The organism is Streptomyces sp. NPDC003943 (assembly GCF_053605265.1).
On record NZ_JBSGIW010000099.1, the window covers coordinates 1 to 25,116 of the forward strand.

Annotated in this window: 18 protein-coding genes; 5 read left to right on the top strand and 13 right to left on the bottom strand. The window is 72.6% G+C overall.

The window, feature by feature from the left end; translation table 11 throughout:
* Positions 1 to 139 precede the first annotated feature (139 nt).
* Together ACWEV0_RS30430 and nrdR are read right to left on the bottom strand one after the other, a co-directional pair.
* On the bottom strand, positions 140 to 3,037 hold the full coding sequence (locus ACWEV0_RS30430) for a vitamin B12-dependent ribonucleotide reductase (protein ID WP_453152888.1): 2,898 nt from the start codon (positions 3,035 to 3,037) through the stop codon (positions 140 to 142).
* A 187-nt stretch (positions 3,038 to 3,224) separates the two neighbouring features.
* Positions 3,225 to 3,737, bottom strand: coding sequence for a transcriptional regulator NrdR (gene nrdR, locus ACWEV0_RS30435; protein ID WP_403799286.1), 513 nt, complete (start codon positions 3,735 to 3,737; stop codon positions 3,225 to 3,227).
* A gap of 501 nt (positions 3,738 to 4,238) precedes the next feature.
* On the opposite strand from nrdR, the gene lexA reads away from it, so the two are divergent.
* Positions 4,239 to 5,030, top strand: a complete 792-nt coding sequence (lexA, locus tag ACWEV0_RS30440) for a transcriptional repressor LexA (RefSeq protein WP_389207910.1) — start codon at positions 4,239 to 4,241, stop codon at positions 5,028 to 5,030.
* A 110-nt stretch (positions 5,031 to 5,140) separates the two neighbouring features.
* On the opposite strand, the gene ACWEV0_RS30445 is transcribed toward lexA, so the two are convergent.
* The 5 genes from ACWEV0_RS30445 to ACWEV0_RS30465 form a co-directional block, all read right to left on the bottom strand.
* Entirely contained in the window at positions 5,141 to 7,114 is a 1,974-nt protein-coding gene (locus ACWEV0_RS30445) for an ATP-dependent DNA helicase (RefSeq protein WP_453152890.1), read from the bottom strand.
* Positions 7,115 to 7,201: 87 nt separating this feature from the next.
* Positions 7,202 to 9,028, bottom strand: a complete 1,827-nt coding sequence (locus tag ACWEV0_RS30450; RefSeq protein ID WP_453152891.1) for an IucA/IucC family protein — start codon at positions 9,026 to 9,028, stop codon at positions 7,202 to 7,204.
* A 118-nt stretch (positions 9,029 to 9,146) separates the two neighbouring features.
* Positions 9,147 to 9,965 carry a GNAT family N-acetyltransferase gene (locus tag ACWEV0_RS30455; protein ID WP_453152892.1) on the bottom strand — a complete coding sequence of 273 codons (819 nt, stop codon included), beginning with the start codon at positions 9,963 to 9,965 and terminating at the stop codon, positions 9,147 to 9,149.
* A gap of 66 nt (positions 9,966 to 10,031) precedes the next feature.
* Positions 10,032 to 11,804, bottom strand: coding sequence for an IucA/IucC family protein (locus ACWEV0_RS30460; RefSeq protein ID WP_453152904.1), 1,773 nt, complete (start codon positions 11,802 to 11,804; stop codon positions 10,032 to 10,034).
* Between the two features lie 102 nt (positions 11,805 to 11,906).
* Positions 11,907 to 13,313 carry a diaminobutyrate--2-oxoglutarate transaminase family protein gene (locus ACWEV0_RS30465; RefSeq protein ID WP_453152893.1) on the bottom strand — a complete coding sequence of 469 codons (1,407 nt, stop codon included), beginning with the start codon at positions 13,311 to 13,313 and terminating at the stop codon, positions 11,907 to 11,909.
* Between the two features lie 321 nt (positions 13,314 to 13,634).
* Here ACWEV0_RS30465 and ACWEV0_RS30470 point away from each other — a divergent pair, with 321 nt between their 5' ends.
* Together ACWEV0_RS30470 and ACWEV0_RS30475 are read left to right on the top strand one after the other, a co-directional pair.
* Entirely contained in the window at positions 13,635 to 14,813 is a 1,179-nt protein-coding gene (locus tag ACWEV0_RS30470) for a trypsin-like serine peptidase (RefSeq protein ID WP_453152894.1), read from the top strand.
* A 183-nt stretch (positions 14,814 to 14,996) separates the two neighbouring features.
* A complete protein-coding gene (locus ACWEV0_RS30475; RefSeq protein WP_453152896.1) occupies positions 14,997 to 16,184 on the top strand; it encodes a trypsin-like serine peptidase in 1,188 nt (395 codons plus the stop codon).
* An 89-nt stretch (positions 16,185 to 16,273) separates the two neighbouring features.
* On the opposite strand, the gene hflX is transcribed toward ACWEV0_RS30475, so the two are convergent.
* The 6 genes from hflX to miaA form a co-directional block, all read right to left on the bottom strand.
* The gene (gene hflX, locus ACWEV0_RS30480; protein ID WP_453152897.1) at positions 16,274 to 17,767 is read right to left on the bottom strand and encodes a GTPase HflX; all 1,494 of its coding nucleotides are present in this window, start codon (positions 17,765 to 17,767) and stop codon (positions 16,274 to 16,276) included.
* A gap of 163 nt (positions 17,768 to 17,930) precedes the next feature.
* The gene (locus ACWEV0_RS30485) at positions 17,931 to 19,409 is read right to left on the bottom strand and encodes a M1 family metallopeptidase (protein ID WP_453152898.1); all 1,479 of its coding nucleotides are present in this window, start codon (positions 19,407 to 19,409) and stop codon (positions 17,931 to 17,933) included.
* 65 nt (positions 19,410 to 19,474) lie between these two features.
* Positions 19,475 to 21,646, bottom strand: a complete 2,172-nt coding sequence (locus ACWEV0_RS30490; RefSeq protein WP_453152899.1) for a RelA/SpoT family protein — start codon at positions 21,644 to 21,646, stop codon at positions 19,475 to 19,477.
* Positions 21,647 to 21,853: 207 nt separating this feature from the next.
* Positions 21,854 to 22,750, bottom strand: a complete 897-nt coding sequence (dapF, locus tag ACWEV0_RS30495; protein WP_453152900.1) for a diaminopimelate epimerase — start codon at positions 22,748 to 22,750, stop codon at positions 21,854 to 21,856.
* A 104-nt stretch (positions 22,751 to 22,854) separates the two neighbouring features.
* Positions 22,855 to 23,319: a hypothetical protein gene (locus tag ACWEV0_RS30500; protein WP_403799283.1), complete on the bottom strand. Its 465-nt coding sequence runs from the start codon at positions 23,317 to 23,319 to the stop codon at positions 22,855 to 22,857.
* Positions 23,320 to 23,430: 111 nt separating this feature from the next.
* A complete protein-coding gene (gene miaA, locus ACWEV0_RS30505) occupies positions 23,431 to 24,369 on the bottom strand; it encodes a tRNA (adenosine(37)-N6)-dimethylallyltransferase MiaA (protein ID WP_453152901.1) in 939 nt (312 codons plus the stop codon).
* 113 nt (positions 24,370 to 24,482) lie between these two features.
* Here miaA and ACWEV0_RS30510 point away from each other — a divergent pair, with 113 nt between their 5' ends.
* Both ACWEV0_RS30510 and ACWEV0_RS30515 read left to right on the top strand, forming a co-directional pair.
* Complete coding sequence (locus tag ACWEV0_RS30510) at positions 24,483 to 24,764, top strand: hypothetical protein (protein ID WP_453152902.1); 282 nt, start codon at positions 24,483 to 24,485, stop codon at positions 24,762 to 24,764.
* A 55-nt stretch (positions 24,765 to 24,819) separates the two neighbouring features.
* A complete protein-coding gene (locus tag ACWEV0_RS30515) occupies positions 24,820 to 25,068 on the top strand; it encodes an antitoxin (RefSeq protein WP_453152903.1) in 249 nt (82 codons plus the stop codon).
* Positions 25,069 to 25,116 lie beyond the last annotated feature (48 nt).

Sequence of the window (25,116 nt, forward strand, 5' to 3'; positions counted from 1 at the left end):
CCTTCGGCCTCTCGTGGGCCGCTGTTAAAACTGGGGCGCCCCTCACGGGACCCGGCGCGACACCCCCCCCCCCCTACACACAGCCAGCCGGGCCCCGGCCCCCGGGCCGGCCCCCTTCTCTCATTCAGCCTTCAGTCGCTCAGCTGCAACCGCTGGTCGAGCCGCAGCCCTCGCAGATGTAGCAGGAGCCGGCGCGCTGCATCTTCGTGCCGCAGGAGAAGCACAGCGGGGCGTCGGCGCTGACACCGAGCTGCATCTCGACGAGCTCGGCGTTGGTGTGCGCCTGCTTCGCGGCGGGCTTCGCCTCCTCGGCCTCGGCCTTGGGCGCGGCGACGGCCTTCAGCTCCTGGGCGCGCGGGGCGGACTGGGCCAGGCCCTCGACGTCGACCTCGTCGTCCGCCGGCTCGTACGAACCGGTCTCCAGGTGGCGCTGGCGCTCCTCGGCGGAGTGGATGCCGAGCGCCGAGCGGGTCTCGAAGGGCAGGAAGTCGAGCGCCAGGCGGCGGAAGATGTAGTCGACGATCGACTGCGCCATCCGCACGTCCGGGTCGTCCGTCATGCCGGCCGGCTCGAAGCGCATGTTGGTGAACTTCGAGACGTACGTCTCCAGCGGCACGCCGTACTGCAGACCCACGGAGACCGCGATGGAGAAGGCGTCCATCATGCCGGCGAGGGTCGAGCCCTGCTTGGACATCTTGAGGAAGACCTCGCCGAGACCGTCGTCCGGGTAGGAGTTGGCGGTCATGTAGCCCTCGGCACCGCCGACCGTGAAGGAGGTGGTGATCCCCGGGCGGCCCTTCGGGAGGCGCTTGCGGACCGGGCGGTACTCGATGACCTTCTCGACGGCCTCGCGGATCGTCGCCTCGGACTTCGCGGTGACCTCGGCCTTCTCGTCCTCCTTCTTCTTGGCGGAGAGCGGCTGGCCGACCTTGCAGTTGTCGCGGTAGATCGCGAGCGCCTTGACGCCGAGCTTCCACGCCTCGAAGTAGATCTCCTCGACCTCCTCGACGGTCGCCGTCTCCGGCATGTTGACCGTCTTGGAGATGGCGCCGGAGATCCACGGCTGGATCGCGGCCATCATGCGGACGTGGCCCATCGGGGAGATGGAGCGCTCGCCCATCGCGCAGTCGAAGACCTCGTAGTGCTCGGTCTTCAGGCCGGGCGCGTCGATGACGTTCCCGTGCTCGGAGATGTGCGCGACGATCGCCTCGATCTGCTCCTCCTGGTAGCCCAGGCGGCGCAGGGCCTGCGGGACGGTGCCGTTGACGATCTGCATCGAGCCGCCGCCGACGAGCTTCTTGAACTTGACCAGGGCCAGGTCCGGCTCGACACCGGTGGTGTCGCAGGACATCGCCAGACCGATGGTGCCGGTCGGGGCGAGGACGGATGCCTGGGAGTTGCGGAAGCCGTTCTTCTCGCCGAGGCGCAGGACGTCCTGCCAGGCCTCGGTGGCCGCGGCCCACACCGGGGTGTCGAGGTCGTCCATGCGGACGGCGGCGGCGTTGGCGTCGGCGTGCTGCTTCATGACGCGCTGGTGCGGCTCGGCGTTGCGGGCGTAGCCGTCGTACGGGCCGACGACGCCGGCCAGCTCGGCGGAGCGCTTGTACGCGGTGCCGGTCATCAGCGAGGTGATGGACGCGGCGAGCGCGCGGCCGCCGTTGGAGTCGTACGCGTGGCCGGTGGCCATCAGCAGGGCGCCGAGGTTGGCGTAGCCGATGCCCAGCTGGCGGAAGGCGCGGGTGTTCTCGCCGATCTTCTGGGTCGGGAAGTCGGCGAAGCAGATGGAGATGTCCATCGCGGTGATGACGAGCTCGACGACCTTGGCGAAGCGCTCGACGTCGAAGGACTGGTTGCCCTTGCCGTCGTCCTGGAGGAACTTCATCAGGTTCAGCGAGGCGAGGTTGCAGGACGTGTTGTCCAGGTGCATGTACTCGCTGCACGGGTTGGACGCGGTGATGCGGCCGGACTCGGGGCAGGTGTGCCAGTGGTTGATCACACCGTCGTACTGGATGCCCGGGTCGGCGCAGGCCCACGCGGCCTCGGCCAGCTTGCGGAAGAGCGCCTTGGCGTCGACCTTCTCGATGACCTCGCCGGTCATGCGGGCGCGCAGGCCGAACTCGGTGCCGTTCTCGACGGCGGTCATGAACTCGTCGTTCACGCGGACCGAGTTGTTGGCGTTCTGGTACTGGACGGACGTGATGTCGTCGCCGCCCAGGTCCATGTCGAAGCCCGCGTCGCGCAGGGCGCGGATCTTCTCCTCCTCCTTCACCTTGGTGGCGATGAAGTCCTCGACGTCCGGGTGGTCCACGTCGAGCACGACCATCTTGGCCGCGCGGCGGGTGGCGCCGCCCGACTTGATCGTGCCGGCGGAGGCGTCGGCGCCGCGCATGAAGGAGACCGGGCCGGAGGCGTTGCCGCCGGAGGAGAGGAGCTCCTTGGAGGAGCGGATGCGGGAGAGGTTCAGGCCGGCGCCGGAGCCGCCCTTGAAGATCATGCCCTCTTCCTTGTACCAGTCGAGGATCGACTCCATGGAGTCGTCGACGGACAGGATGAAGCAGGCGGAGACCTGCTGGGGCTGCGGGGTGCCGACGTTGAACCAGACCGGCGAGTTGAAGCTGAAGATCTGGTGCAGGAGGGCGTACGTCAGCTCGTGCTCGAAGATCTCGGCGTCCGCGGGCGACGCGAAGTAGCCGTAGTCCTCACCGGCCTTCGTGTACGTCTTCACGATCCGGTCGATCAGCTGCTTGAGGCCGGTCTCGCGCTGCGGGGTGCCGACGGCCCCGCGGAAGTACTTGCTGGTGACGATGTTGACCGCGTTCACCGACCAGAAGTCGGGGAACTCGACGCCGCGCTGCTCGAAGTTGATCGAGCCGTCGCGCCAGTTGGTCATGACGACGTCACGGCGCTCCCAGGCCACCTCGTCGTACGGATGCACGCCGGGGGTGGTGTGGATGCGCTCGATACGCAGGCCCTTGCTCGCCGCCTTGGCTCCCTTGGCGCGGGAACCACGTGCCGGACCGCTCGCCGTCTCTGTCATGCCGCCTCCCATATACGGGCAAAACACCGTGGAGCGCCTGGAAAATTCCAGGGCTCTGGTTTCTGTACTGCTGTCAGTTACTGCTGTTGCCACGAACGCCTCACGGGACCGCGGGGCCGCTCGGGGCAGGTCTTGTTCCGGCCGCACGACGGCCGGTCGCCGGACCGTGACCGGTCCGGACCGCCGGTCAGTCGGCGGCGGTGGCGGGGACGGGCACGGGGACCTCGGGGGTCGCTCCGGTCCCGCCGCCGGCGGGAGGCCGCTCGCGGAGCTCCGCGATGGCGGCCTCGAAGTCTTCGAGGCTGTCGAAAGCCTTGTAAACGGATGCGAAACGCAGGTACGCGACGAGGTCGAGCTCCTGCAGCGGGCCGAGGATGGCCAGACCCACGTCGTGGGTGGTCAGCTCGGCGCTCCCGGTGGCGCGCACCGCCTCCTCGACCCGCTGGCCGAGCTTGGCGAGGGCGTCCTCGGTGACCGGCCGCCCCTGGCACGCCTTGCGCACGCCGGAGATGACCTTGGTACGGCTGAAGGGCTCGGTGACTCCGGACCGCTTCACCACCATGAGCGAGCACGTCTCGACCGTCGTGAAACGACGGGAGCAGTCGGGGCACTGGCGGCGGCGTCGGATCGACGTCCCGTCGTCTGTGGTGCGACTGTCGACGACACGGCTGTCGGGGTGCCTGCAGAAGGGGCAGTGCATGGTGTTCCGACCCTCCCTCATGGCACGACTGAATAGCCCCGGCGGGGCCGTCAAGGCCCCTCGAAGCGACCACCAGCATAGGCGATACGAGGACCCCCGACAGACCAGGGACCACTACTTATGGGTGGCTGATGCCATCCAACCACTAGATCTTGGGGGTGGCGGCATTTCGGGGCCCTGCGCGTGTCGCGCATCCGCCCGGCCGGGAAGCCGGCCACAAAGGTACGGGAAGGGCGCGGCGGCGCCGACGCCGGGGTCGCCGGTGCGACACTGGAGGGGCGGCCGGGCGCGCTCGGAACCGACCCCGAAGACTACCGTAATGACCGTTTTGCGACAGGGGTCGGCCGGGGTCCCGCGGCACCCTGGGCACGCCCATACACCTACGCACGCATGCACGTAAGGCGAACTGCGAATTTTCACTCGAACGTGTGTTTGGCGCAACCTTTCGAAAGCTACTACCGTTGTGCCAGCCAGGGAGACCATTCGAGAGGGGCCGCCGACGTGACCACCACCGCAGACAGTGCCACCATCACCGCCCAGGACCGCTCCCAGGGCCGATTCGAGCCGGTGCACGCGATGAACGACACCGTCATGAACGGGGAGGGGGAGCCAGGCCGCCCCGCGCGCTCCCTTCCCGGACGACCTCCCGGCATCAGGGCCGACAGTTCCGGCCTCACCGACCGCCAGCGCCGGGTGATCGAGGTCATCCGCGACTCCGTACAGCGCCGTGGGTACCCGCCGTCGATGCGGGAGATCGGCCAGGCCGTCGGCCTCTCCAGCACCTCCTCCGTGGCACACCAGCTGATGGCCCTCGAGCGCAAGGGCTTCCTCCGCCGCGACCCGCACCGGCCCCGGGCGTACGAGGTGCGCGGCTCCGACCAGCCCAGCACGCAGCCGACCGACACCACCGGCAAGCCCGCCGCCTCCTACGTCCCCCTGGTGGGCCGGATCGCGGCCGGTGGCCCCATCCTGGCCGAGGAGTCGGTCGAGGACGTCTTCCCGCTCCCCCGGCAGCTGGTCGGTGACGGCGAGCTGTTCGTCCTCAAGGTGGTCGGCGACTCCATGATCGAGGCCGCCATCTGTGACGGCGACTGGGTCACGGTCCGCCGCCAGCCCGTCGCGGAGAACGGTGACATCGTGGCCGCCATGCTCGACGGTGAGGCCACGGTCAAGCGCTTCAAGCGCGAGGACGGCCACGTCTGGCTGCTGCCGCACAACGCTGCGTACCAGCCGATCCCCGGCGACGAGGCCACCATCCTCGGCAAGGTCGTCGCCGTGCTGCGACGGGTGTGACGCCGCCTCGCCGGCCCTGAACCGGGGCCCCGGGACCCCCTGCGCCGGTCCCGGGGCCCCGCTGTGTGTCCAGGGCCCCGGCCGGGCCGCCTACGCCTCCGCCGGACCGCTCACGCCTCCGCCGCCCTGGCCGCCGCGTCGATCGCCGACAGCGACTTCCTCACCTGGTTGCGGTCCGTCGTGTACCAGAAGTCCGGCAGCGAAGCCTTCAGATAGCTGCCGTACCGGGCCGTGGCCAGCCGCGGGTCGAGCACGGCGACCACTCCTCGGTCGCCCGTCGCCCGGACGAGACGGCCGGCGCCCTGAGCCATCAGCAGCGCCGCGTGCGTGGCCGCCACGGCCATGAAGCCGTTGCCGCCGGCCTCCTCGACCGCCTTCTGCCGGGCGCTCATCAGCGGGTCGTCCGGACGCGGGAACGGGATCTTGTCCATGACGACGAGCTGGCAGCTGGGCCCCGGCACGTCCACGCCCTGCCAGAGGGAGAGCGTGCCGAAGAGGCAGGTCTTCGGGTCGGCGGCGAAGTTCTTGATCAGCTCGCCGAGGGTGTCCTCGCCCTGCAGCAGGATCGGCAGCTCGGGGATCCGGCCGCGCAGCTCCTCGGCCGCCTGCTGGGCGGCCCGCATCGAGGAGAAGAGGCCGAGCGTGCGGCCGCCGGCCGCCTGCATGAGCTCGGTCAGCTCGTCCAGCATGTCGCCCCGCTCGCCGTCCCTGGCGGGCCGGTTCAGATGCTTGGCGACATAGAGGATGCCCTGCTTCGGATAGTCGAAGGGCGAGCCGACGTCGATGCCCTTCCACACGGGCAGGTCGTCGCCCTGGGTGCCCTCCGGCGCCAGGCCGAGCGAGGCGCCCACGCCGTTGAAGTCGCCGCCCAGCTTGAGGGTGGCGGAGGTCAGCACGACCGAGCGGTCCGCGAACAGCTTCTCCCGCAGCAGCCCCGAGACACTCATCGGTGCGACCCGCAGCGAGGCGCCGAAGCGGTCGTGCCGCTCGTACCAGACGACGTCCCACTCCGAGCCCTGGGTGATCCGCTCCGCGACCCCGTGCACCGTCTCCACGGAGGCCAGGGCCTGCTTGCGCACGGCGTCCTCGTCCTGCACCGAGCGGTCCCGGGTGGAGCCGAGCGCGGTGATCACCGCGCGGGAGGCGTCGCGGAGCGCCATCAGCGCATAGCCGAGGTCCTCGGGGATCTCCTCCAGGCGGCCCGGCAGGGCCAGCTCCATCAGCTTCTCGAAGCCTTCGGCCGCGGTCTGCAGCGCGTCGGCCACCTTCTCGTCGACCAGCTTCGCCGCGCGCCGCACCGCCCGGTTGACCTGGCCCGGGGTGAGCTCGCCGGTGGCGACACCGGTGACCCGGGAGACCAGCTCATGGGCCTCGTCGACGATCAGCACCTCGTGCTGCGGCAGCACCGGGGCGCCCTCGATCGCGTCGATGGCGAGCAGCGCGTGGTTGGTGACGACGACCTCGGCGAGCTTGGCGCGCTCGCGGGCCGCCTCGGCGAAGCACTCCGGCCCGTACGCGCACTTGCTCGCGCCCAGGCACTCGCGCGAGGAGACCGACACCTGGGCCCAGGCCCGGTCGGAGACGCCCGGCGTGAGGTCGTCCCGGTCGCCGGTCTCCGTCTCGTCGGACCAGTCCCGCAGCCGCAGCAGGTCCTGGCCGAGCTTGCTGGTGGGGGCGGCCGCCTCGAAGGGGTCGAAGAGGCCGTCCTCCTCGTCCTGCGGCACGCCCTCGTGGAGCCGGTGCAGGCACAGATAGTTCGACCGGCCCTTGAGCATGGCGAACTCGGGGCGGCGGCGCAGCTGCGGATGGAGCGACTCGACCGTGCGCGGCAGGTCGCGCTCGACGAGCTGGCGCTGGAGCGCCAGCGTCGCCGTCGCCACCACCACTCTCTCCCCGTGCGCCAGGGCGGGCACGAGATAGCCGAGGGACTTTCCGGTGCCGGTGCCGGCCTGGACGAGCAGGTGCGAACCGTCGTCGATGGCCTCGGCCACTGCCTCGGCCATGGTGACCTGGCCGGGGCGCTCCACACCGCCGACGGCGGAGACGGCGGCGTGGAGGAGATCGGGGAGGGATGGCTTCGTCATAGCCCTCCCAGCCTACGGGTCGGCACTGACAGCCGGAGCCGTCCCGGCCATCCCCGAGTGATCACCCGAGCCGGTCAGGCGAGCGGGTCAGGCGAGCGGGTTCGGTACGGTCCCGTGGACGGCGGCGTGGGGCCGCCGGGGGCGGTCGCGGTAGCCGTCCAGGTGGAGCCGGTTGCGGTTGAGACAGAGGCGCTCGATCCGCGGCACGAGCAGGTCGAACAGCTCGAAGCGTTCTTTCAGCTCCGGGAAGCGCGCCTGGTGGCGGAGGATCTCGGCGCGCACCAGGGTCCAGAACTCCTCCTCCGGGACGCCCAGTTGCTCCTCGCACAGCGGGGCGAGGTAGCGGAAGACGCCCACGAACAGACCCGAATGGATGAACTGGGTGAGGAAGTCGGGCTCCTCCGTGAGGAGCACGGCCCGCACCTCGTCCGGCATCGTGGCGTGCTCGGGCAGCGGCACGGCGCTGGTGTTCACGTCGTCGACGAAGTCCTTGATCGCCAGGCGGACGGGCACGTCCCGGTCGTCGTAGACGACGATGGCGTTCTCGCCGTGCGGGGAGAACACCGTGCCGTACTGGTAGAGGAAGTGCAGCAGCGGCGGCAGCAGGGCGGCGAAGAGGCGCTGCAGCCAGGCCCGCGGGGTGAGCCCGGAGCGCTCGACCAGCTCGGCGGCGAAGGCGCGGCCGGCCGGGTCGGTGTGCAGCAGCGAGGCGAGGGTGCGGGCGCGTTCGCCCGGGGGCAGCCGCAGCGGCTCGCGCCAGATCGCGCCGAGGAGCTCCTTGTACTGGTACGGGACTTCCGGCAGCCGGTCGTACAGCGGGTGCTCGACGGTGACGGAGGCGACCTCGCCGAGCAGGATCACGCCGCACTCGTCGCGCAGGAAGGGGTCGGCGTCGCGCAGCCCGTGCACCCAGGCGGTGACGGCGGGCGCGGCGAGGGTGCGCTCGGTGGGAAGACCGCGCCACACGAGGGTGTTGAGGACGGAGAGGGGGAGTTTGACGGTGTGCCGGTCGGGGCGACTGGTGTTGAGGAAGGTGCGGACGGACTGCTGCGGCAGCCGCAGGTCGCCGTCGGCGGAGAGCGGGACGATCGCGCCGGCGGCGACGGCGGGGGCGTAGAGCGGGAGGAGGACCTCGTCCCACTGCCAGGGATGGACGGGCAGCAGGAGGTAGGCGTCGGGGTCGAGGCCGCGGTCGCGCAGCACGGTGTGGAAGCGCTCGCGGACCCCGGGGTCGAGTTCGCGCGCGTAGAGCTGGTCGGGGGTGGCGAGTCCGGTCACTCCCCGGTAGGCGGCGATGCGGCTGCTGACCGCGATCCACGGCAGCCGGACGGGGCGGCGGGCCTCGGGCGCCCAGCGGGCGGCGTCGGTGGCGGAGAAGCCGATCCGGCCCTTGTTGAGGACGAGCCAGGGGTGGCCGGTCTGGTGGCCTTCGAGCTCGGCGTAGCCGAGTTCGGCGAGGCGGGCGGCGGGCAGGGCGGTCTGGTCGAGGCGGGCGTCGGCGGCGAGGGTGGTGGTGAGCTCGCGGATGAGGTGCCCGAGGGTGGCGCCGTCGAGGCGGAGCAGGCGGTGGGCGCGGACCAGGAAGTCGAGCGGGTCGGTGGCGGGCCGGCCGTCGAGGGTGAGTGAGCCGGGGTCGACCCGCCAGCTGTCGTAGGCGCCGCGGCGGGCGGTGAAGGCGAGGATGCCGCCGTCGTCGAGGGTGAGCGTGTAGCGGCCGGGTCCGCTCTCCGGGGCCGTGGGGGTGGCGGCGGCCGGCCGGGGCCGGACGATCTCCTCGTACGCGAACTCGGCGACGGCCTTGGCGAGCAGCCGGGCGCCGGCCCGGGTCCAGGCGTCCGGGTTGAGCTCGGGCGGACCGTAGAGGGCCGTCGGGTCGGGCGCTGCGGAGTCGAGCGGTGCTGGGGACGTCGACACGGGGACTCCTCGGGGTGGGACCGCTGTGGGTGGGCGGTGGGAGGTGAGGTGTGGGTGTGCAGAGTCGGGGGTGGAGCCGGTGGCGCGGGGTCAGTGGCGCGGCGTCAGTGGCGCAGGGTCACAGCAGGTGGCGCAGGGCGCGGTCGCGGACCATGAGCGCGGCGCGCTTGCCGGGCAGGTCGACCTCCGCGGAGAGGCGGAAGCCGGCGCCGAGGAAGGCGGCCACGGACGGGGTGTTGCGCAGGTCGGGCTCGGCGAGGACCCGGGTGCAGCGGGGCCGGTGGACGAGGATCAGGTCGGCGACGGCGCGCAGCAGGGTCGTACCGAGGCCGCGGCCGCGGTCGGCGACGCCTCCGACGAGGAGGTGGATGCCGGTGTCGTGCGGGCGGGCCGGATAGTGCCGGGCGAGCGGGTCGAGGTCGGCGCGGTAGATCTCGAAGTAGCTCATGGGGGTGCCGTCGAGGACGCCGAGGCAGGGCACGCTGCGGCCGTCGCCGTCGAGCTGGGCCCGGATGTGGTCGCCGGTGACGCTGTCGGGGCCTTCGAGTTCCCAGAAGGCGGCGACGGCGGGGTCGTTCATCCAGCGGGCGACGAGCGCCAGATCGCGGTCGAGCCGGACGGGTTCGAGCCGGAAGCTGCCGGCCGGGGTGTCGGCGGGCGCCCAGTCGGCGAGCTCGTCGAGCAGGTCGCCGGCGTCGGCGGGACCGTCCGCGGGCCGCTCACCGGCGGCGAGGAGGGCGAGGAAGTCCGCGGGCAGGTGGAGGTCCAGGGTGTCGTCGGCGGCCAGATCGGCACCGGGGCGCGCACGCGTGTCGGCATGCGTGTCGGCATGCGTGTCGGCCTGCGTGTCGGCACGCGTATCGGTACGCACGTCGGCATGCGCGTCCGCATGCCTGTCGGCGTCGGGGTGCGCCGGGTGGGCTTCGGTGGGAGGCACGGGGGTGCGCTCCTCTCGGTGGGTGGACGGGGACAGGGGGACGGGGCGTGCGCGGTCGGCGTGGGTTCAGCCGCGCAGCGGGTTGGTGATGGTGACGTACACGGACTGCGTGTCGACCGGGCCGACGAGCTCGTCCAGGCCGTGCAGCCGGGTGAGCAGATTGGCCTTGCAGCGCAGGGTCGAGGCCTCCAGGAGCCGGTGCGGCAGCGGGGAGCCGAGCGCGGTCGCGCCGGTGAGGAAGCTGCGCAGGGCGGCGAGCAGGACGCGCTCGTCGGCGAGCTGCTGGGAGCCGAAGGCACCGATCAGGCCGAACACGTTGTTGATGCCGAGGTAGTAGGCGAAGCGCTCGTCGGTGACCTGGTCGGAGACGAAGGTGTCGCTGACGGAGCCGATGCCGGGCAGGCGGTTCGTCAGCTCCTCGCGGCGGGACTCGCGGAAGTAGTAGCCCTGGTTGTCGCGGTAGCGGCCGCCGACGGGCCAGCCGTCGGGGTCGAGCAGCACCAGGGTGTTCTGCTGGTGGGCCTCCAGGGCGATGCCGGCCTGGCCGTCGAGCCACAGGACGGGGCGGACGACCAGGTCGAGGTAGCGCAGGAACCACTCGGCGGCGACGGCCGTGGCGGGGCGGCCGGTGCGTGCGGCGAGCCGCAGCACGATCTCGGCGAGCCGGGAGCGCATCCGGGTCGAGCCGGGCCAGGGTCGCGGGGCGGTGAGCGCGGCGAGGCAGACGGCGTCGTCGCCGGCGGTGAAGGGGTTGTGCCGGATCATGACGTCGAGGCCGGGCACGGGCGCGCCGTCGGGGGTGTCGACGGCGAGCCAGGCGGGGTCGCGGACGATGTCGAAGCCCGGGTGGGCGGCCTGCCACTGGTCGACGAGGCCGGTGCGGAGCAGCCGGTGCACCTCGACTCCGCGGTGGAGCTCCTTGCGCAGGTTCTCGCGGCGGGAGTTGGTGATCCGGAGGCCGAGGGAGAGCTTGAGCATGGCCCGGGCGCCGGGGCGGTGCACGGTGCGCACGGAGGAGGTCGGGTGCCAGTGGCTGCCGTACGGGCCGAGGTCGTGGAGGAGTCCGGCGTCGAGGAGGGCGGCGACGGCGGGGCGGTGCCGCAGCTCGCGGGCCTGCCAGGGGTGCAGGGGCAGGGCGGCGGTGCCGGCGGGGAGTTCGAGGCCCTCGGCGAGGCCGGCGGTGAGCTGGGCCGCGGCGACGGGGCGGCCCTGTTCGGTCCAGGCCGAGTCGGTGGCGAGGACGGTGGTGTCGACGGCCATCCAGTGCAGCGGGAAGGAGCCGTGCAACTCGGGTGAGTAGAGCCGGGCTTCGGACTCGGAGAGGCCCTCGCGGCTCTTGGGGGTGGGGTGCAGGGGGTGGCCGAGCAGCAGGGACTGTTCGGCGGTGAGGAAGAGGTCGGCGTCGGGGCGGGGCCGTGGGTCGCGCCGGCGGGCGGCGATGAAGTCGGCGGTGCGGCGGGCGGAGTCGGCGACCCGGCCGACGAGTTCGGTGCCCTCGGCGCCGCCCGAGCCGCCGGTCTCGCGGCTGAGCAGGGCGGCGAGGGTGACGGCGTCGACGGCCGGGGCGGTGGCCGGCAGCCCTTCGAGGGCGGGCGCGCCGAAGCGGTGCCAGCCGGTGCGGGACCAGTGGCGGACGGGCACGAGGAGGGCCGTGCCGCCGGCGTCGAGCGGGACGCGCAGGGTGCCGCCGTCCGGGGCCGGGATGTTGTTCTCCCGCACCCAGCAGCGCAGCAGGTTCTCGACGGCGGCGACGTCGGCGGCGCGCGCCGGGTCCGGGTCGTCCAGCGGGTCGAGGGCGCGGTGCTCGTACTGCCGGGGGACGGTGGGCTCGACGGCGATACCGAAGGTTTCGGCGGTGGGGGCGGGAGTGGGGTTCACGGGGCTTCCTTGGGAGGGGGGAAGGGGCCGGTCGGGGTCCGGGTGGGGGGCCGGGTCGGGGGTTCAGCGGGGCGGCCGGGCGCGGTGGGTCCGTTCGGCGGCGGCCAGGGCGTCGGCGAAACGGTCGAGGACGGCGGCCGCCTGCTCGTCGGTGAGGGTGAGCGGGGGCAGCAGGCGGACCACCGCGTTGTGGCGGCCGCCGAGTTCGACGATGAGGCCGCGGTCGAGGCACTGGCGCTGGACGGCGGTGGCCAGCTCGGGGTCGGGCGGCGGGGCGGTGTCGCCCTGGCCGGCGCCCTCCGGGTCGACGAGTTCGACGCCGATCATCAGGCCGCGGCCGCGCACGTCTCCGACGCAGGGGTGGGCGGCGGCGAGGCCCTGGAGCCGGCCGAGCATGCGGGCGCCGAGGACGCCGGCCCGTTCGGCGAGCCCGTTCTCCCGTACGTACGCGAGGGTGGCGGCGCCCGCGGCCATGGCGAGCTGGTTGCCGCGGAAGGTGCCCGCGTGGGCGCCGGGCTCCCAGGCGTCGAGTTCGCTGCGGTAGACGACGACGGCGAGCGGCAGGGAGCCGCCGATGGCCTTGGAGAGGACCATCACGTCGGGGACGACGCCGCTGTGCTCGACGGCCCAGAAGGCGCCGGTGCGGCCGACGCCGGTCTGCACCTCGTCGGCGATCAGCGGGATGCCGCGGGCCTCGGTGAGGGCGCGCATGCGGCGCAGCCAGCTGTCCGGGGCGGGGATGACCCCGCCCTCGCCCTGGACGGGTTCGAGGATCATCCCGGCCGGGGCGGGGACGCCGCTCTTGGGGTCGTCGAGGATGTCCTCGGTCCAGCGGGCGGCGAGTTCGGCGCCGCGCTCGCCGCCGACGCCGAACGGGCAGCGGTAGTCCCGGGGGTAGGGCAGCCGGGCGACGCGGACGTCGCCGGCGCCGCCGGAGGCGTCGAGGGCGCCTGCGGTCATGCCGTGGTAGGCACCGCTGAAGGCGAGCACGCCGCGGCGGCCGGTCGCGGTGCGGACGAGTTTGAGGGCGGCCTCGACGGCGTCGGTGCCGGCCGGGCCGCAGAACTGGATGCGGGCGTCCTCGGCGAGCTTGCCGGGCAGGGTGGCGAACAGCTCGGTGGTGAAGGCGTCCTTGACCGGGGTGGCGAGGTCCAGGACGTGCAGCGGCGCGCCGGATTCGAGGACCTTGCGGATGGCTTCGAGGACGACGGGGTGGTTGTGTCCGAGCGCCAGGGTGCCGGCGCCGGACAGGCAGTCCAGGTAACGGCGGCCGTCCGCGCCCTCGATGGTGAGTCCCCGGGCCCGGACGGGGACGATCGGCAGCGAGCGCGCATAGGTGCGTGCGGCGGACTCGCGCTGCGCCTGGCGCCGCAGGATCCCCTCGTGCGCGCCCCCTTCGCCGGGCACGCGGTGCTCCTCACACCTCCGCGCGCCCGGCGGTACGGCCGGAGCTGGTTCGGTCACGGCCACGGCTCGGTGTCCTCCCGCTGTAACGGTTGCGTTGCACATCGGTACGTTGCAGGCGCGCCCCGACAGGCGTCCTGACGACCTCCGTTGCGTCCCCCGTACGTACCAACGACCGGGCCTGCCGGGGATCACGGGCGGGCGTCAAGATCCTTGCGGGGTGCGGGATCACGGCATGGCAACGGCCGTCGGGGGGCGGGAACCGCGGACCTGGGTCGTACCGTCTCGTCCGGCACCGGCATAGTGGGGGCTTCACACGGCGTGGGCCCCGCGTGCCTCCGCCGTTCACTGATGCACAAGTTGACGTAGTCCCAGGGGGATCACGAGATGCGATCGATTCGTCCGCTGCTGGCAGCGGCATCCGCCGTCGCGGCGCTGACGCTGACGGCGACTGCCTGCGGTCCGACCGAGGACAACGCGGGGGGTGAGCAGCCCAGCGCCTCCGCGAACCCGACCTCGGACGGCAAGATCCACATTCCGGACGACCTGAAGAAGCGTCTGAAGGAGCACGGGATCGACATGGACAAGTGGCGGGGCGGTGAATGGAAGAACTGGGACAGGGACAAGTGGCTGCGTGAGGCCAAGGACTACGTCAACCCGATCATCGAGGGCCTGTGGGACAAGGACCGGATGCGGGACGCCCAGCGTCCGGACAAGCCGGTCGATCCCGAGGACATCTCCGGTGACAAGGGCGTGACGGACCCGACGCCGGCGCCGGTGAAGGCGAAGGCCGTGCCGGCGCCGTACCACGAGAACGCGCCCGCCTCCGGCAAGGTGTTCTTCGACAGCCCCGAGGGCTCGATGGTCTGCTCGGCGACGGTCGTCCAGGACCCGGCGCACCCGGGCAAGTCGAACCTCGTGTGGACGGCCGGTCACTGCGTGCACGCCGGCAAGAAGGGCGGCTGGTACCGCAACATCGCCTTCGTCCCGTCGTACAACAACAACGCCAAGTCGGCCTCCGCCCTGGAGCAGGCGACCCGTGACGAGATCGCTCCGCTCGGCGTGTGGTGGAGCGACTGGGCGCAGACCTCGCAGCAGTGGATCGACCAGGGCGGCCAGACCGGCGGCCAGGGCGCGCCGTACGACTTCGCGGTGCTGCACGTGACGCCGGAGAAGGGCGGCTCGGGCAAGTCGCTGGAGGAGACGGTCGGTTCGGCGCTTCCGGTGGAGTTCAACGCGCCTGCCGTGCCGAAGATCGCGAACATGACGGCGACCGGTTTCCCGGCGGCCAAGCCCTTCGACGGGCAGCTGATGTACCAGTGCACGGACAAGCCGGGCCGGCTGTCGGTGAAGACCGAGCAGCCGACGATGTACCGGATCGGCTGCACCATGACCGGCGGTTCGTCCGGCGGCGGCTGGGTGGCCACGGGCCAGGACGGCAAGCCGGCGCTGGTGTCGAACACCTCGATCGGCCCGGTCACGGCGGGCTGGCTGGCCGGCCCGCGACTGGGCGCCGAGGCGAAGGCGCTCTACGACGGCATGAGCAAGAAGTACGCGAACCAGTAAGGCCGATGACGGCTCGTGACGGGCGGTCGGGCGGGGCCCGTGCGGTCCCGCCCGCTCGTTGCGGGCATACTGTGCAACCGCTAGTGACGCGTCCATGGCAATGCACCCGACGGCGGCCCTCCGTGGCGGCCGTGTCCGGGCCGGCCTGACGCGCGAACGAATCCCAGGGGGACACCAACTCTCATGCGTTCCATACGACTCCTGCCGGCCCTCACGGCCCTGGCGGCGACGCTCGCGCTGACCGCCACCGCCTGCGGCCCCACCGAGACCCCGGCCTCCGACAAGCCCGCCGACAAGCCGGCGGCCGGCAGCTCCGCCGCCACCGGCGACTCGGGCTCCGACTCCGGTTCCGCCTCCGACCTCGCCAAGGGCGTCGCCGACAAGCTGAAGAAGCACGGCGTCGACGTCGACAAGTGGAAGGACGGCGAGTGGAAGAACTGGGACAAGGAGACCTGGCTCCGCGAGGCCGACGACTTCGTCAACCCGGTCATCGACGGCCTGTGGGACCCGACGCGGATGCAGTCCGCCAAGAGCCCCGACCCGACGATCACCGCGCAGGCGACCAGCGGAGGCACCGACCCGACGCCGCGCCCGGTGACCGCGCAGCGTGAGAAGACCCCGTACCACCGCTACGCGGCCCCGGTCGGCAAGATCTTCTTCGACTCGCCCGAGGGCTCCATGGTCTGCTCCGGCACGATCGTGAAGGACCCGCGCCGGCCCGGCAAGTCCAACCTGGTGTGGACGGCCGGCCACTGCGTGCACGCCGGCAAGCGCGGCGGCTGGTACCGCAACATCATGTTCGTCCCGGCCTTCAACGACCTCGGCAAGTCCCCGGCTCAGCTGCAGAACGCGCAGCCGTACCAGGTCTACCCGTACGGCCAGTACTGGGCCGACTGGGCCGTGACCTCCGGCCAGTGGATCCAGAGCGGCGGCACCAACCAGGCGTGGCCGTACGACTACGCCATCCTGCACGTCCAGCCGGCGAAGGGCCACAAGTCCCTCGAGGAGACCGTGGGCGCGGCGCTGCCCGTCGACTTCTCCGCGCCCTCGCCCGCGCAGGCCGGCACGGTCGGCGCCTGGGGCTACCCGGCGGCGCCGCCGTACAACGGCATGATCATGCACAAGTGCCTGGACCGCCCGACCCGGCTCACCACGGCTCCGGTGACGCCGACCATGTACCGGATCGGCTGCACGATGACCGGCGGCTCGTCCGGCGGCGGCTGGTTCCACGTGATGCCGAACGGCAAGACCGCCCTGGTCTCGAACACCTCGATCGGCCCGGCCGGCAGCCGCGGCTGGCTGGCCGGCCCGCAGCTCGGGCAGGGCGCGAAGGCGGCCCACGACATGATCAGCAAGAAGTTCGCCCGCTGATCGCGTAGCAGCTCGTCACACACGACGAAGGCGCCGGCCGTCTCCCTCGCGGGAGGCGGCCGGCGCCCTTTTCACTGCCTGTGTACGTGTCAGTGCGCGGCGGGGACGTACGGCGCGAGGAGCGCCGCCAGTTCCTCGTGCACCCGTGCCTTGAGCAGGGTGCCCTCCGGGGTGTGCTCCTCGGAGATCACCTCGCCCTCGGCGTGCGCCCGCGAGACGAGACCGCCCTGCGTGTACGGCACGAGGACCTCGATCTCGACCTTCGGCCGCGGCAGCTCGGCGTCGATCAGGCCGAGCAGCTGCTCGATGCCCTCGCCCGAGCGGGCGGAGACGGCGAGCGAGTGCTTCTCGATCCGCAGCAGCCGCTGGAGCACCAGCGGGTCGGCCGCGTCCGCCTTGTTGATGATGACGATCTCCGGCACGTCCAGCGCGCCGACCTCGCGGAACACCTCGCGCACCGCCGCCAGCTGCTCCTCCGGAGCCGGGTGCGAGCCGTCGACCACGTGCAGGATCAGGTCGGCGTCGGCGACCTCCTCCATGGTGGAACGGAACGCCTCGACCAGGTGGTGGGGCAGATGCCGGACGAAGCCGACCGTGTCCGCCAGCGTGTAGAGCCGGCCGGAGGGCGTCTCGGCCCGCCGGACGGTCGGGTCGAGGGTGGCGAACAGCGCGTTCTCCACCAGCACGCCCGCGCCCGTGAGGCGGTTGAGCAGGGACGACTTGCCGGCGTTGGTGTATCCGGCGATGGCGACCGACGGCACCTTGTGACGGCGCCGCTCCTGCCGCTTGATGTCGCGGCCGGTCTTCATCTCCGCGATCTCACGGCGCATCTTCGCCATCTTCTCGCGGATCCGGCGCCGGTCGGTCTCGATCTTGGTCTCACCGGGACCACGGGTGGCCATGCCGCCACCGCCGCCGCCACCCATCTGCCGGGAGAGCGACTGACCCCAGCCGCGCAGTCGCGGCAGCATGTACTGCATCTGCGCGAGGGCGACCTGGGCCTTGCCCTCTCGGGACTTGGCGTGCTGGGCGAAGATGTCGAGGATCAGGGCGGTCCGGTCGACCACCTTGACCTTGACGACGTCCTCGAGGGCGATGAGCTGGCCGGGGCTGAGCTCGCCGTCGCAGACGACGGTGTCGGCGCCGGTCTCGAGCACGATGTCCCGCAGCTCCTGCGCCTTGCCCGAGCCGATGAAGGTGGCCGGGTCCGGCTTGTCGCGGCGCTGGATCACGCCGTCGAGCACGAGCGCACCCGCCGTCTCGGCGAGGGCAGCGAGCTCGGCGAGCGAGTTCTCCGCGTCCTGCACCGTCCCCGAGGTCCACACACCGACCAGCACGACGCGCTCCAGGCGCAGCTGGCGGTACTCGACCTCGGTGACGTCCTCGAGCTCGGTGGAGAGGCCCGCGACACGGCGGAGAGCCGCGCGCTCGGAGCGGTCGAACTGGTCGCCGTCCCGCTCTCCGTCGATCTCGTGGCTCCAGGCGACGTCCTCTTCCATCAGGGCATCGGCCCGAAGGCTCTCGGTGCGGCGGTTCTCCGCGAAGCTCTGCTCGTCCTGGGAAGGGGATGAAGAGGAGGTCATTTGATCCTTAACGTCGAAGAGAAATCCGTTACGCCGGTCACAACGCGTGACGCCGGAAAAGAATTCCCGAGGCCCCGAGGTTTCCCGCGGGGGATTCCCGGGCCCGGCCGCGCCGCCGACCTGAAGATGGTGACACGGCCGGGCACGCCCCGTCACGCGGGTTTCACCGCGGGGCCCGGCTCTTCCAGTCGGGGTGCCCGGGCATGGGCGGGGTCTTCGCCGCGTACAGCCAGTCGTGCATGAAGGCGGTCTGGTCGTGCCCGGAGACCTCGCCGGCCAGGGCGACGAAGTCGGCGGTGGTCGCCGTGCCGTCCCGGTGCTCGGCCACCCAGCGGCGCTCCAGCCGCCCGAAGGCGTCGTCGCCGATCTCGTGGCGCAGGGCGTAGAGCGCGAGCGCGGCGCCGTCGTAGACCACCGGCCGGAACAGGCTGATCTTCTCGCCGGGCTCCGGCGGCTTCGGCGCGGCGGGCGGTCCGCCGTCCGCGCGCCACTGGTCGGAGGCCGCGTAGGCGGCCTGCATCCGCTTCTCCAGGGTCGGCCCGCCGTGCTCCGCCGCGTACGTGGCCTCGTACCAGGTGGCGTGCCCCTCGTTCAGCCACAGGTCGGACCAGGCGCGGGGCGAGACGCTGTCGCCGAACCACTGGTGGGACAGCTCGTGGACGAGGATCGAGTCGACGTACCACGTCGGGTAGCCGGGCTCGGTGAAGATGCCCCGCTCGAAGAGGGAGAGCGTCTGGGTCTCCAGCTCGAAGCCGGTGTCGGCGTCGGCGACGAGGATCCCGTAGGTCTCGAAGGGGTACGGGCCGACGCGGCTCTCCATCCACTCCAGGTGGCCGGGCGTGCGGCGCAGCCAGGGCTCCATCGCCTCCCGGTCGGCGGTGCGCACGACGTCCCGTACGGGCAGGCCGTGCGGGCCCTCGCGGCGCACGACGGTCGAGTCGCCGATGGAGACCTGGGCGAGTTCGGTGGCCATGGGGTGGACGGTCTTGTACGTCCACGTGGTGGTGCCGTCGTGCTGCTCGCGGTCGGCGGGCAGGCCGTTGGCGACGACGGTGAGGCGGTCGGGGGCGGTGATCCGGAAGGTGAAGTACGCCTTGTCGGCCGGGTGGTCGTTGGACGGGAACACCCGGTGGGCGGCGTCGGCCTGGTTGGCCATGGCGAGGCCGTCGCCGGTGCGCACCCAGCCGCCGGAGTCGGCCGGGCCGGACGGGTCGCTGGTGTGGGTGACGGCGATGTCGAGCGTGTCGCCCCGCTCCACGGGCCGGGCCGGGGTGATCACCAGGTCCTCGTCGCTGGTGGTGTACGCGGCCGGCTCGCCGTCGACGGTGACCTTGGAGACGGTGCCGTGGGTGAAGTCGAGGTTGATCCGCTCCAGGTCGGCGGTGGCCAGGGCCTGGACGCGGGTGACGCCGGCGAGCGGCTCGGTGTTGCGGCCCGGGTAGGTGAGGTCGATGTCGTACGACAGGACGTCGTAGCCGGGGTTGCCCAGGTGCGGGAAGAGCGGGTCGCCGACGCCCAGCGGCGGCGGTGCGGGCAGGGCGGCGGCGACGAGCCCGGCGGAGAGGGCGACGAGGACGGCGGAGCGCAGCACGCGCGCGCGGGGCGACCGGGAGGGCCGTGAGGGGCGGGAGGGGTGCGGCATGCGTTACGGCTACCAGGGCGGGGCCGCCGGGCCGGGGCGGCGCGCACGCCGGCCACCCGAAGGGGTCAGCTTCGCGGGGGTCGCGCCTGCCGCGCCCGGGTCACGTCGTACACGCCCGGCACGTCCCGCATCGCCTTCATCAGCGCGGGCAGCCCGGCGGCGTCCGGGAGTTGGAGGGTGTAGGTGTGCCGGACCCGCTGCTCGCTCGGGGGTTCGACGGTGGCGGAGACGACGGCGGCGCCCTCGGCGGCGATGGCCTCGGTGAGGTCGGCGAGGAGGCCGGGCCGGCCGAAGGACTCGGCGCGGAGGGTGACGCGGCACTGGGCGGTGTCGCCCCAGTGGACGGTGACGGGTTCGCGGCCGAGCCGTCGCATGGTGGCGGCGGTGGCGCAGCCGGTGCGGTGGGCGGTGACGGTGCCGCCGCGGACGACGAAGCCGGTGATGGCGTCGTTGGGCACGGGGGTGCAGCAGCCCGCGGGCCGGACGAAGGGCGCTTCCGGGAGATCGGCGTGGAGCTCCGCGCCGGAGCGGCGGTCGGCGGTGACGCTGACGGGCGGCCGGGGCGCGGCGGCCGGGGGCCTGGCGGCTTCGGGGTGGGCCTGGAGCCAGCCGGTGATGGCGATCCGGGCGGCCGGGGTGCGGGCGTGGTCGAGCCACTGCGGGGAGGGCCCGGAGGAGGAGTCCTGGGCGAGCAGGAGCTGCACGGTGTCGCCGTCGTGGAGCACGGTGCTGAGCGGCGCGAGCCGGCCGTTGACCCGCGCCCCGAGACAGTTGTGGGCGGCCTCGCCGTGCTCGGCGTAGGCGGCGTCGACGCAGCTGGCGCCGGCGGGCAGGCTGATCGTGCCGGGGGCGTCGACGCGGAAGACGGTGATCTCCTGGTCCTGGGCGAGGTCGGCGCGCAGCGAGGTCCAGAAGGTGTCGGGGTCGGGGGTGGACTGCTGCCAGTCGAGCAGCCGGGAGAGCCACCCGGGCCGGGTGGGGTCGACCCGCTCGCCGTCCTCCGCCGTGGCGGCTGCGGCCGCCGGGGCCGTGCCGGCGGCCGGGTTCTCGGGGCCGTCGGGGGCCGCGTACGGGTTGCCGAGGGCGACCACGCCGGCCTCGGCGACCTTGTGCATCCGGTGGGTGCGGATGAGGACTTCGGCGACGGCGCCGTCGGGGGCGGCGACGGCGGTGTGCAGCGACTGGTAGAGGTTGAACTTGGGCGCGGCGATGAAGTCCTTGAACTCGGAGACCACCGGGGTGAAGCAGGTGTGCAGCTCGCCGAGGACCGCGTAGCAGTCGGCGTCCTCGCCGACCAGGACGAGCAGCCGGCCGAAGTCGGGGCCGCGCAGTTCGCCGCGCTTGAGCCGGACCCGGTGGACGGAGACGAAGTGCCGGGGCCGGACGAGGACTTCGGCGGTGATGCCGGCCTCGCGCAGCACGGCGGAGACCTGTTCGGCGATGCCGGCGAGGGCGTCGCCGGCGCCGGGGTTGCGCGCGATGAGCGCGCGGGTGGCCTCGTACTCCTCGGGGTGGAGGATCGCGAAGACGAGGTCCTCCAGCTCGGTCTTGAGGGCCTGGACGCCGAGGCGTTCGGCGAGCGGGATGAGGACGTCCCGGGTGACCTTGGCGATGCGGGCCTGTTTCTCCGGTCGCATCACGCCGAGGGTGCGCATGTTGTGCAGCCGGTCGGCGAGTTTGATCGACATGACGCGGACGTCGTTGCCGGTGGCGACGAGCATCTTGCGGAAGGTCTCGGGCTCGGCGGCGGCGCCGTAGTCGACCTTCTCCAGTTTGGTGACACCGTCGACGAGATAGGCGACCTCGTCGCCGAACTCGCGGCGCACCTGGTCGAGCGTCACCTCGGTGTCCTCGACGGTGTCGTGGAGCAGGGAGGCGGTCAGCGTCGTGGTCTCGGCGCCGAGTTCGGCGAGGATCAGGGTGACCGCGAGCGGGTGGGTGATGTACGGCTCGCCGCTCTTGCGCATCTGGCCGCGGTGGGACGACTCGGCGAGCACGTAGGCCCGGCGCAGCACGGCCAGGTCGGCGTCGGGGTGGTGGGCGCGGTGGGCCTCGGCGACGTGCCCGATGGCGTCGGGCAGCCGGTCGCGCGTGCCGGGGCCGGCGGTGGCGCCGAGCAGGGCGGCGCGGCCGAGTCTGCGCAGATCGATCCTGGGGCGGCCTCGTCTGCGGCCGGGAGCGTCGGATCCGGTGGCGGACCCGGCCTCGCTCACGGGGTTGGTGGCCTCTGCGCTCATGGGGCACCTCCGGCGGCGTCGACCGGCGGAGAGCCGGGCAGGCGTGCCCGGTGGGCCGGTGCTTGATGCTACCGACCCCACCACGTGGCGCAGTCCCGCTCTCGCCGAGCGTGAACGGGATCACCCATTCGAGGGACGAATCCGTCGTTGACAGTTTCGATTCCGGCGCCTCCGGAGAGCCTCGGGACCCCCGGAGGCATTCGGTGCTCAGGCGTGGCCGGTGAGCCAGGACGGGTCGACGGTGCCCTCGCCGACGATGACCGCGGGGCCCGTCATCTCGATCTCGCCGTCGGGGTGCTCGGTGATCACGAGCGTCCCGCCGAGCACGTCCACGGTGTACGTGACGGGGACGCCGGACTCGGCCGGGTCGGCGCCGTCCCGGCGGGCGGTGGCGACGGCGACGGCGCAGGCGCCCGTGCCGCAGGAGCGGGTCTCGGCGGCGCCGCGCTCGTGCACGCGCATGGCGACGTGCCGGGGGCCGCGGTCGGCGACGAACTCGATGTTGACGCCGTCCGGGTAGACCGCGGCCGGCTCGTACGGCGGCTCGTCGTACAGGGTGCCCGCGTGGGCGAGGTCCTCGACGAAGGCGACGGCGTGCGGGTTGCCCATGTTGACGTTGCGGGCGGGCCAGCTGCGGCCGTCGACGGTGACGGTGACGCCGTCCTCCGGGAGCACCGCGCGGCCCATACGGACGGTCACGGAGCCGTCCTTGTCGAGATGGACCCGCTTGACCCCGCCGCGGGTGGCGACGGCGACCTCGCCGGCCGTGACGTGCCCGGCGTGCTCCAGGTATCGGGCGAAGACCCGCACCCCGTTGCCGCACATCTCGGCGACCGAGCCGTCCGCGTTCCGGTAGTCCATGAACCACTCGGCCTCGTCGGCCAGGTGCCGCGCGTCCGGGTGAGCGGCGCTGCGCACCACGTGCAGCACCCCGTCGCCCCCGATGCCGGCCCGCCGGTCGCAGAGCCGGGCGACGAGGGCGGGAGGCAGGTCCACGTCGTTGTCGGCGTCGGGGACGATCACGAAGTCGTTCTCCGTGCCGTGCCCCTTCAGGAAGCCGAGGGGCGCCGGGAAGGAGTGGGGCGAGGTCTGCGCACTGGTCACGGAACCAACTCTACGGTCCGGCTGTGACAGCGGTCGCGACGGTCCACGGAGCGGTACGGCGACGGGGAAGCGGTACGGGCCGGAGCCGGGGGGAGCGGCGGCGCTCAGCGCAGTCGCGCCACGCGCCAGACCGCGAGCGCGACCAGGAGGGCGCTCAGCGACACGTACAGGGCGAGCGCGCGCCAGTCGGGGCGCTCCGTGGAGCCGCGGGCCGGCAGGCCCGGCCAGGTGTGGCCGACGCGGCGGGCGGCCATCATGCCCCAGCCGGCCGCACAGGAGCTGATCAGCAGGCCGAGCATGGCGACGACGGCGCCGCCGTCGCCCGAGCCGAAGGCGAGCGGGAAGGCGAACATCAGCGAGCCGACGGCGGCGAGCGCGACGATCGGGGCGAGCTGCCAGATCCGCAGGCGGCGCTGCGGGCGCAGTTCCACCTCGACCTCGGCCGGGTCCACCTCGACGGCGCTGCCCTCGGCCTGGTCGGGCCCGTCCGGCGTCAGACCCGGCGCCGTACCGGGGACTTCACCCCGGACGGCGGCCTGCTCTTCCGTGTCGCGAGGGCCGGCCTCCATCGCCACGCGCCCTCCCCACTCGGATTCCACTTGGTCGTTCGACGATGCTCGATGATGGCACGCCCCTGCCCCTCCAGATGACGGGCATGACGTCCCGATGCCATCACGTGATCAGGCTGTAACCGCTCGTTCGACCAACGTCAGCGCCCTCCGCGGGAGTTCCCCGCGGTCCGCGGCGGCGCCGCTGAGCCAGTGCACCCGGGGGTCGCGGCGGAACCACGAGTCCTGGCGGCGGGCGAAGCGCTTGGTGGCGCGCACGGTCTCGGCGCGGGCCTCGTCGTCGGTGCACTCCCCCGCGAGCGCCGCGAGCACCTGCTGGTAGCCGAGCGCGCGGGCGGCCGTACGCCCCTCGCGCAGGCCGCGCGCCTCCAGGGCGCGGACCTCGTCGACGAGCCCGGCCTCCCACATGCGGTCGACCCGGGTGGCGATGCGCTCGTCGAGCTCGGGGCGGGCGACGTCGACGCCGATCTGCACGGTGTCGTAGACGGAGTCGTGGCCGGGGAGGTTGGCGGTGAACGGCTTGCCGGTGATCTCGATGACCTCCAGGGCGCGCACGATGCGCCGGCCGTTGCTGGGCAGGATCGCACGGGCGGCCTCGGGGTCGGCGGCAGCCAGGCGGGCGTGCAGCACGCCTGAGCCGCGCTCCTCCAGCTCGGCCTCCAGGCGGGCCCGGACCTCCGGGTCGGTGCCGGGGAAGTCGAGGACGTCGATGGCGCCGCGCACGTACAGGCCGGAGCCGCCCACCAGGATCGGGGTGCGGCCCTCGGCGAGGAGCCGGTCGATCTCGGCGCGGGCGAGCCGCTGGTACTCGGCGACGCTGGCGGCCTCGGTCACCTCCCAGATGTCGAGGAGGTGGTGCGGGACACCACCGCGTTCCTCCATCGTCAGTTTGGCGGTGCCGATGTCCATCCCCCGGTAGAGCTGCATGGAGTCGGCGTTGACGACCTCGCCGCCGAGCTGCTGGGCGAGGAAGACGCCCAGATCGGACTTTCCGGCCGCAGTGGGACCGACGACGGCGATGACCCGCGGTGCGGGAGCTGCACTTCTCACGTGCCCAGTCTCCCAAACCTCCCGGGGCGTCCCCGAATGAGCTACGTGACGGCCCTCATCCGCCTTCGTTGCCTGTTGCGGAATGACGACCCTGAGTACGCTAGGGAGCAGATATGGGAGTTTTTGCGCTGTTTCGCCGGAAGAACAAGGACGAGGTCGCGACCGGGACCGAGGCCGGTGCCGAGGGGACGGCGAAGGTGACGGACGGGGCTTCGGTGACCGCCGTCGACACGGCGGAGGAGGCACCCGAGGCATCCGACGCAGCCGCGGTTCCCGGGTCCGCCGAGGTCCGCGAGGTCACCGACGAGGTGGCCGAACCCGTCGAGATCCCCAAGCAGCAGTCGGCCGAGGAGGCCGCCGACAACGAGCCGGCCGGCGAGAGCGCCCGCCAGTAGTCACACGGCACGGAACGCGGACCCGGCAGGGGTCCGGCGGAGGGATGGTGACCGAATGGGTCTTCTGGATTCACTGAAGGCCAGGCTCGGCCCCGCCAAGGACAAGGTCTCCGACCTCGCCAAGGAGCACGGCGACAAGGTGGAGCACGGCCTGGAGAAGGCCGCCCGGGTGGTCGACGAGAAGACCAAGGGCAAGTACAGCGCCAAGATCGAGTCCGGCACCGGCAAGGCCAAGGAAGCCATCGAGCGGCTCGCCCACAAGGACGAGGGCCCGAGCGCCCCGACGCCGCCGCCGGCCGCCTGATCGTTCCTCCGCCACGGCGGACGGCCGCGGTGGCCACACGGTGGCCCT

Excerpts from the sequence above, each read along its gene's own strand:
- ACWEV0_RS30430 (WP_453152888.1), bottom strand. The coding sequence starts at position 3,037 with ATGACAGAGACGGCGAGCGGTCCGGCACGTGGTTCCCGCGCCAAGGGA.
- nrdR (WP_403799286.1), bottom strand. The coding sequence starts at position 3,737 with ATGCACTGCCCCTTCTGCAGGCACCCCGACAGCCGTGTCGTCGACAGT.
- ACWEV0_RS30445 (WP_453152890.1), bottom strand. The coding sequence starts at position 7,114 with ATGACGAAGCCATCCCTCCCCGATCTCCTCCACGCCGCCGTCTCCGCC.
- ACWEV0_RS30470 (WP_453152894.1), top strand. The coding sequence starts at position 13,635 with ATGCGATCGATTCGTCCGCTGCTGGCAGCGGCATCCGCCGTCGCGGCG.
- ACWEV0_RS30475 (WP_453152896.1), top strand. The coding sequence starts at position 14,997 with ATGCGTTCCATACGACTCCTGCCGGCCCTCACGGCCCTGGCGGCGACG.
- hflX (WP_453152897.1), bottom strand. The coding sequence starts at position 17,767 with ATGACCTCCTCTTCATCCCCTTCCCAGGACGAGCAGAGCTTCGCGGAG.
- ACWEV0_RS30485 (WP_453152898.1), bottom strand. The coding sequence starts at position 19,409 with ATGCCGCACCCCTCCCGCCCCTCACGGCCCTCCCGGTCGCCCCGCGCG.
- ACWEV0_RS30490 (WP_453152899.1), bottom strand. The coding sequence starts at position 21,646 with ATGAGCGCAGAGGCCACCAACCCCGTGAGCGAGGCCGGGTCCGCCACC.
- ACWEV0_RS30500 (WP_403799283.1), bottom strand. The coding sequence starts at position 23,319 with ATGGAGGCCGGCCCTCGCGACACGGAAGAGCAGGCCGCCGTCCGGGGT.
- ACWEV0_RS30510 (WP_453152902.1), top strand. The coding sequence starts at position 24,483 with ATGGGAGTTTTTGCGCTGTTTCGCCGGAAGAACAAGGACGAGGTCGCG.
- ACWEV0_RS30515 (WP_453152903.1), top strand. The coding sequence starts at position 24,820 with ATGGGTCTTCTGGATTCACTGAAGGCCAGGCTCGGCCCCGCCAAGGAC.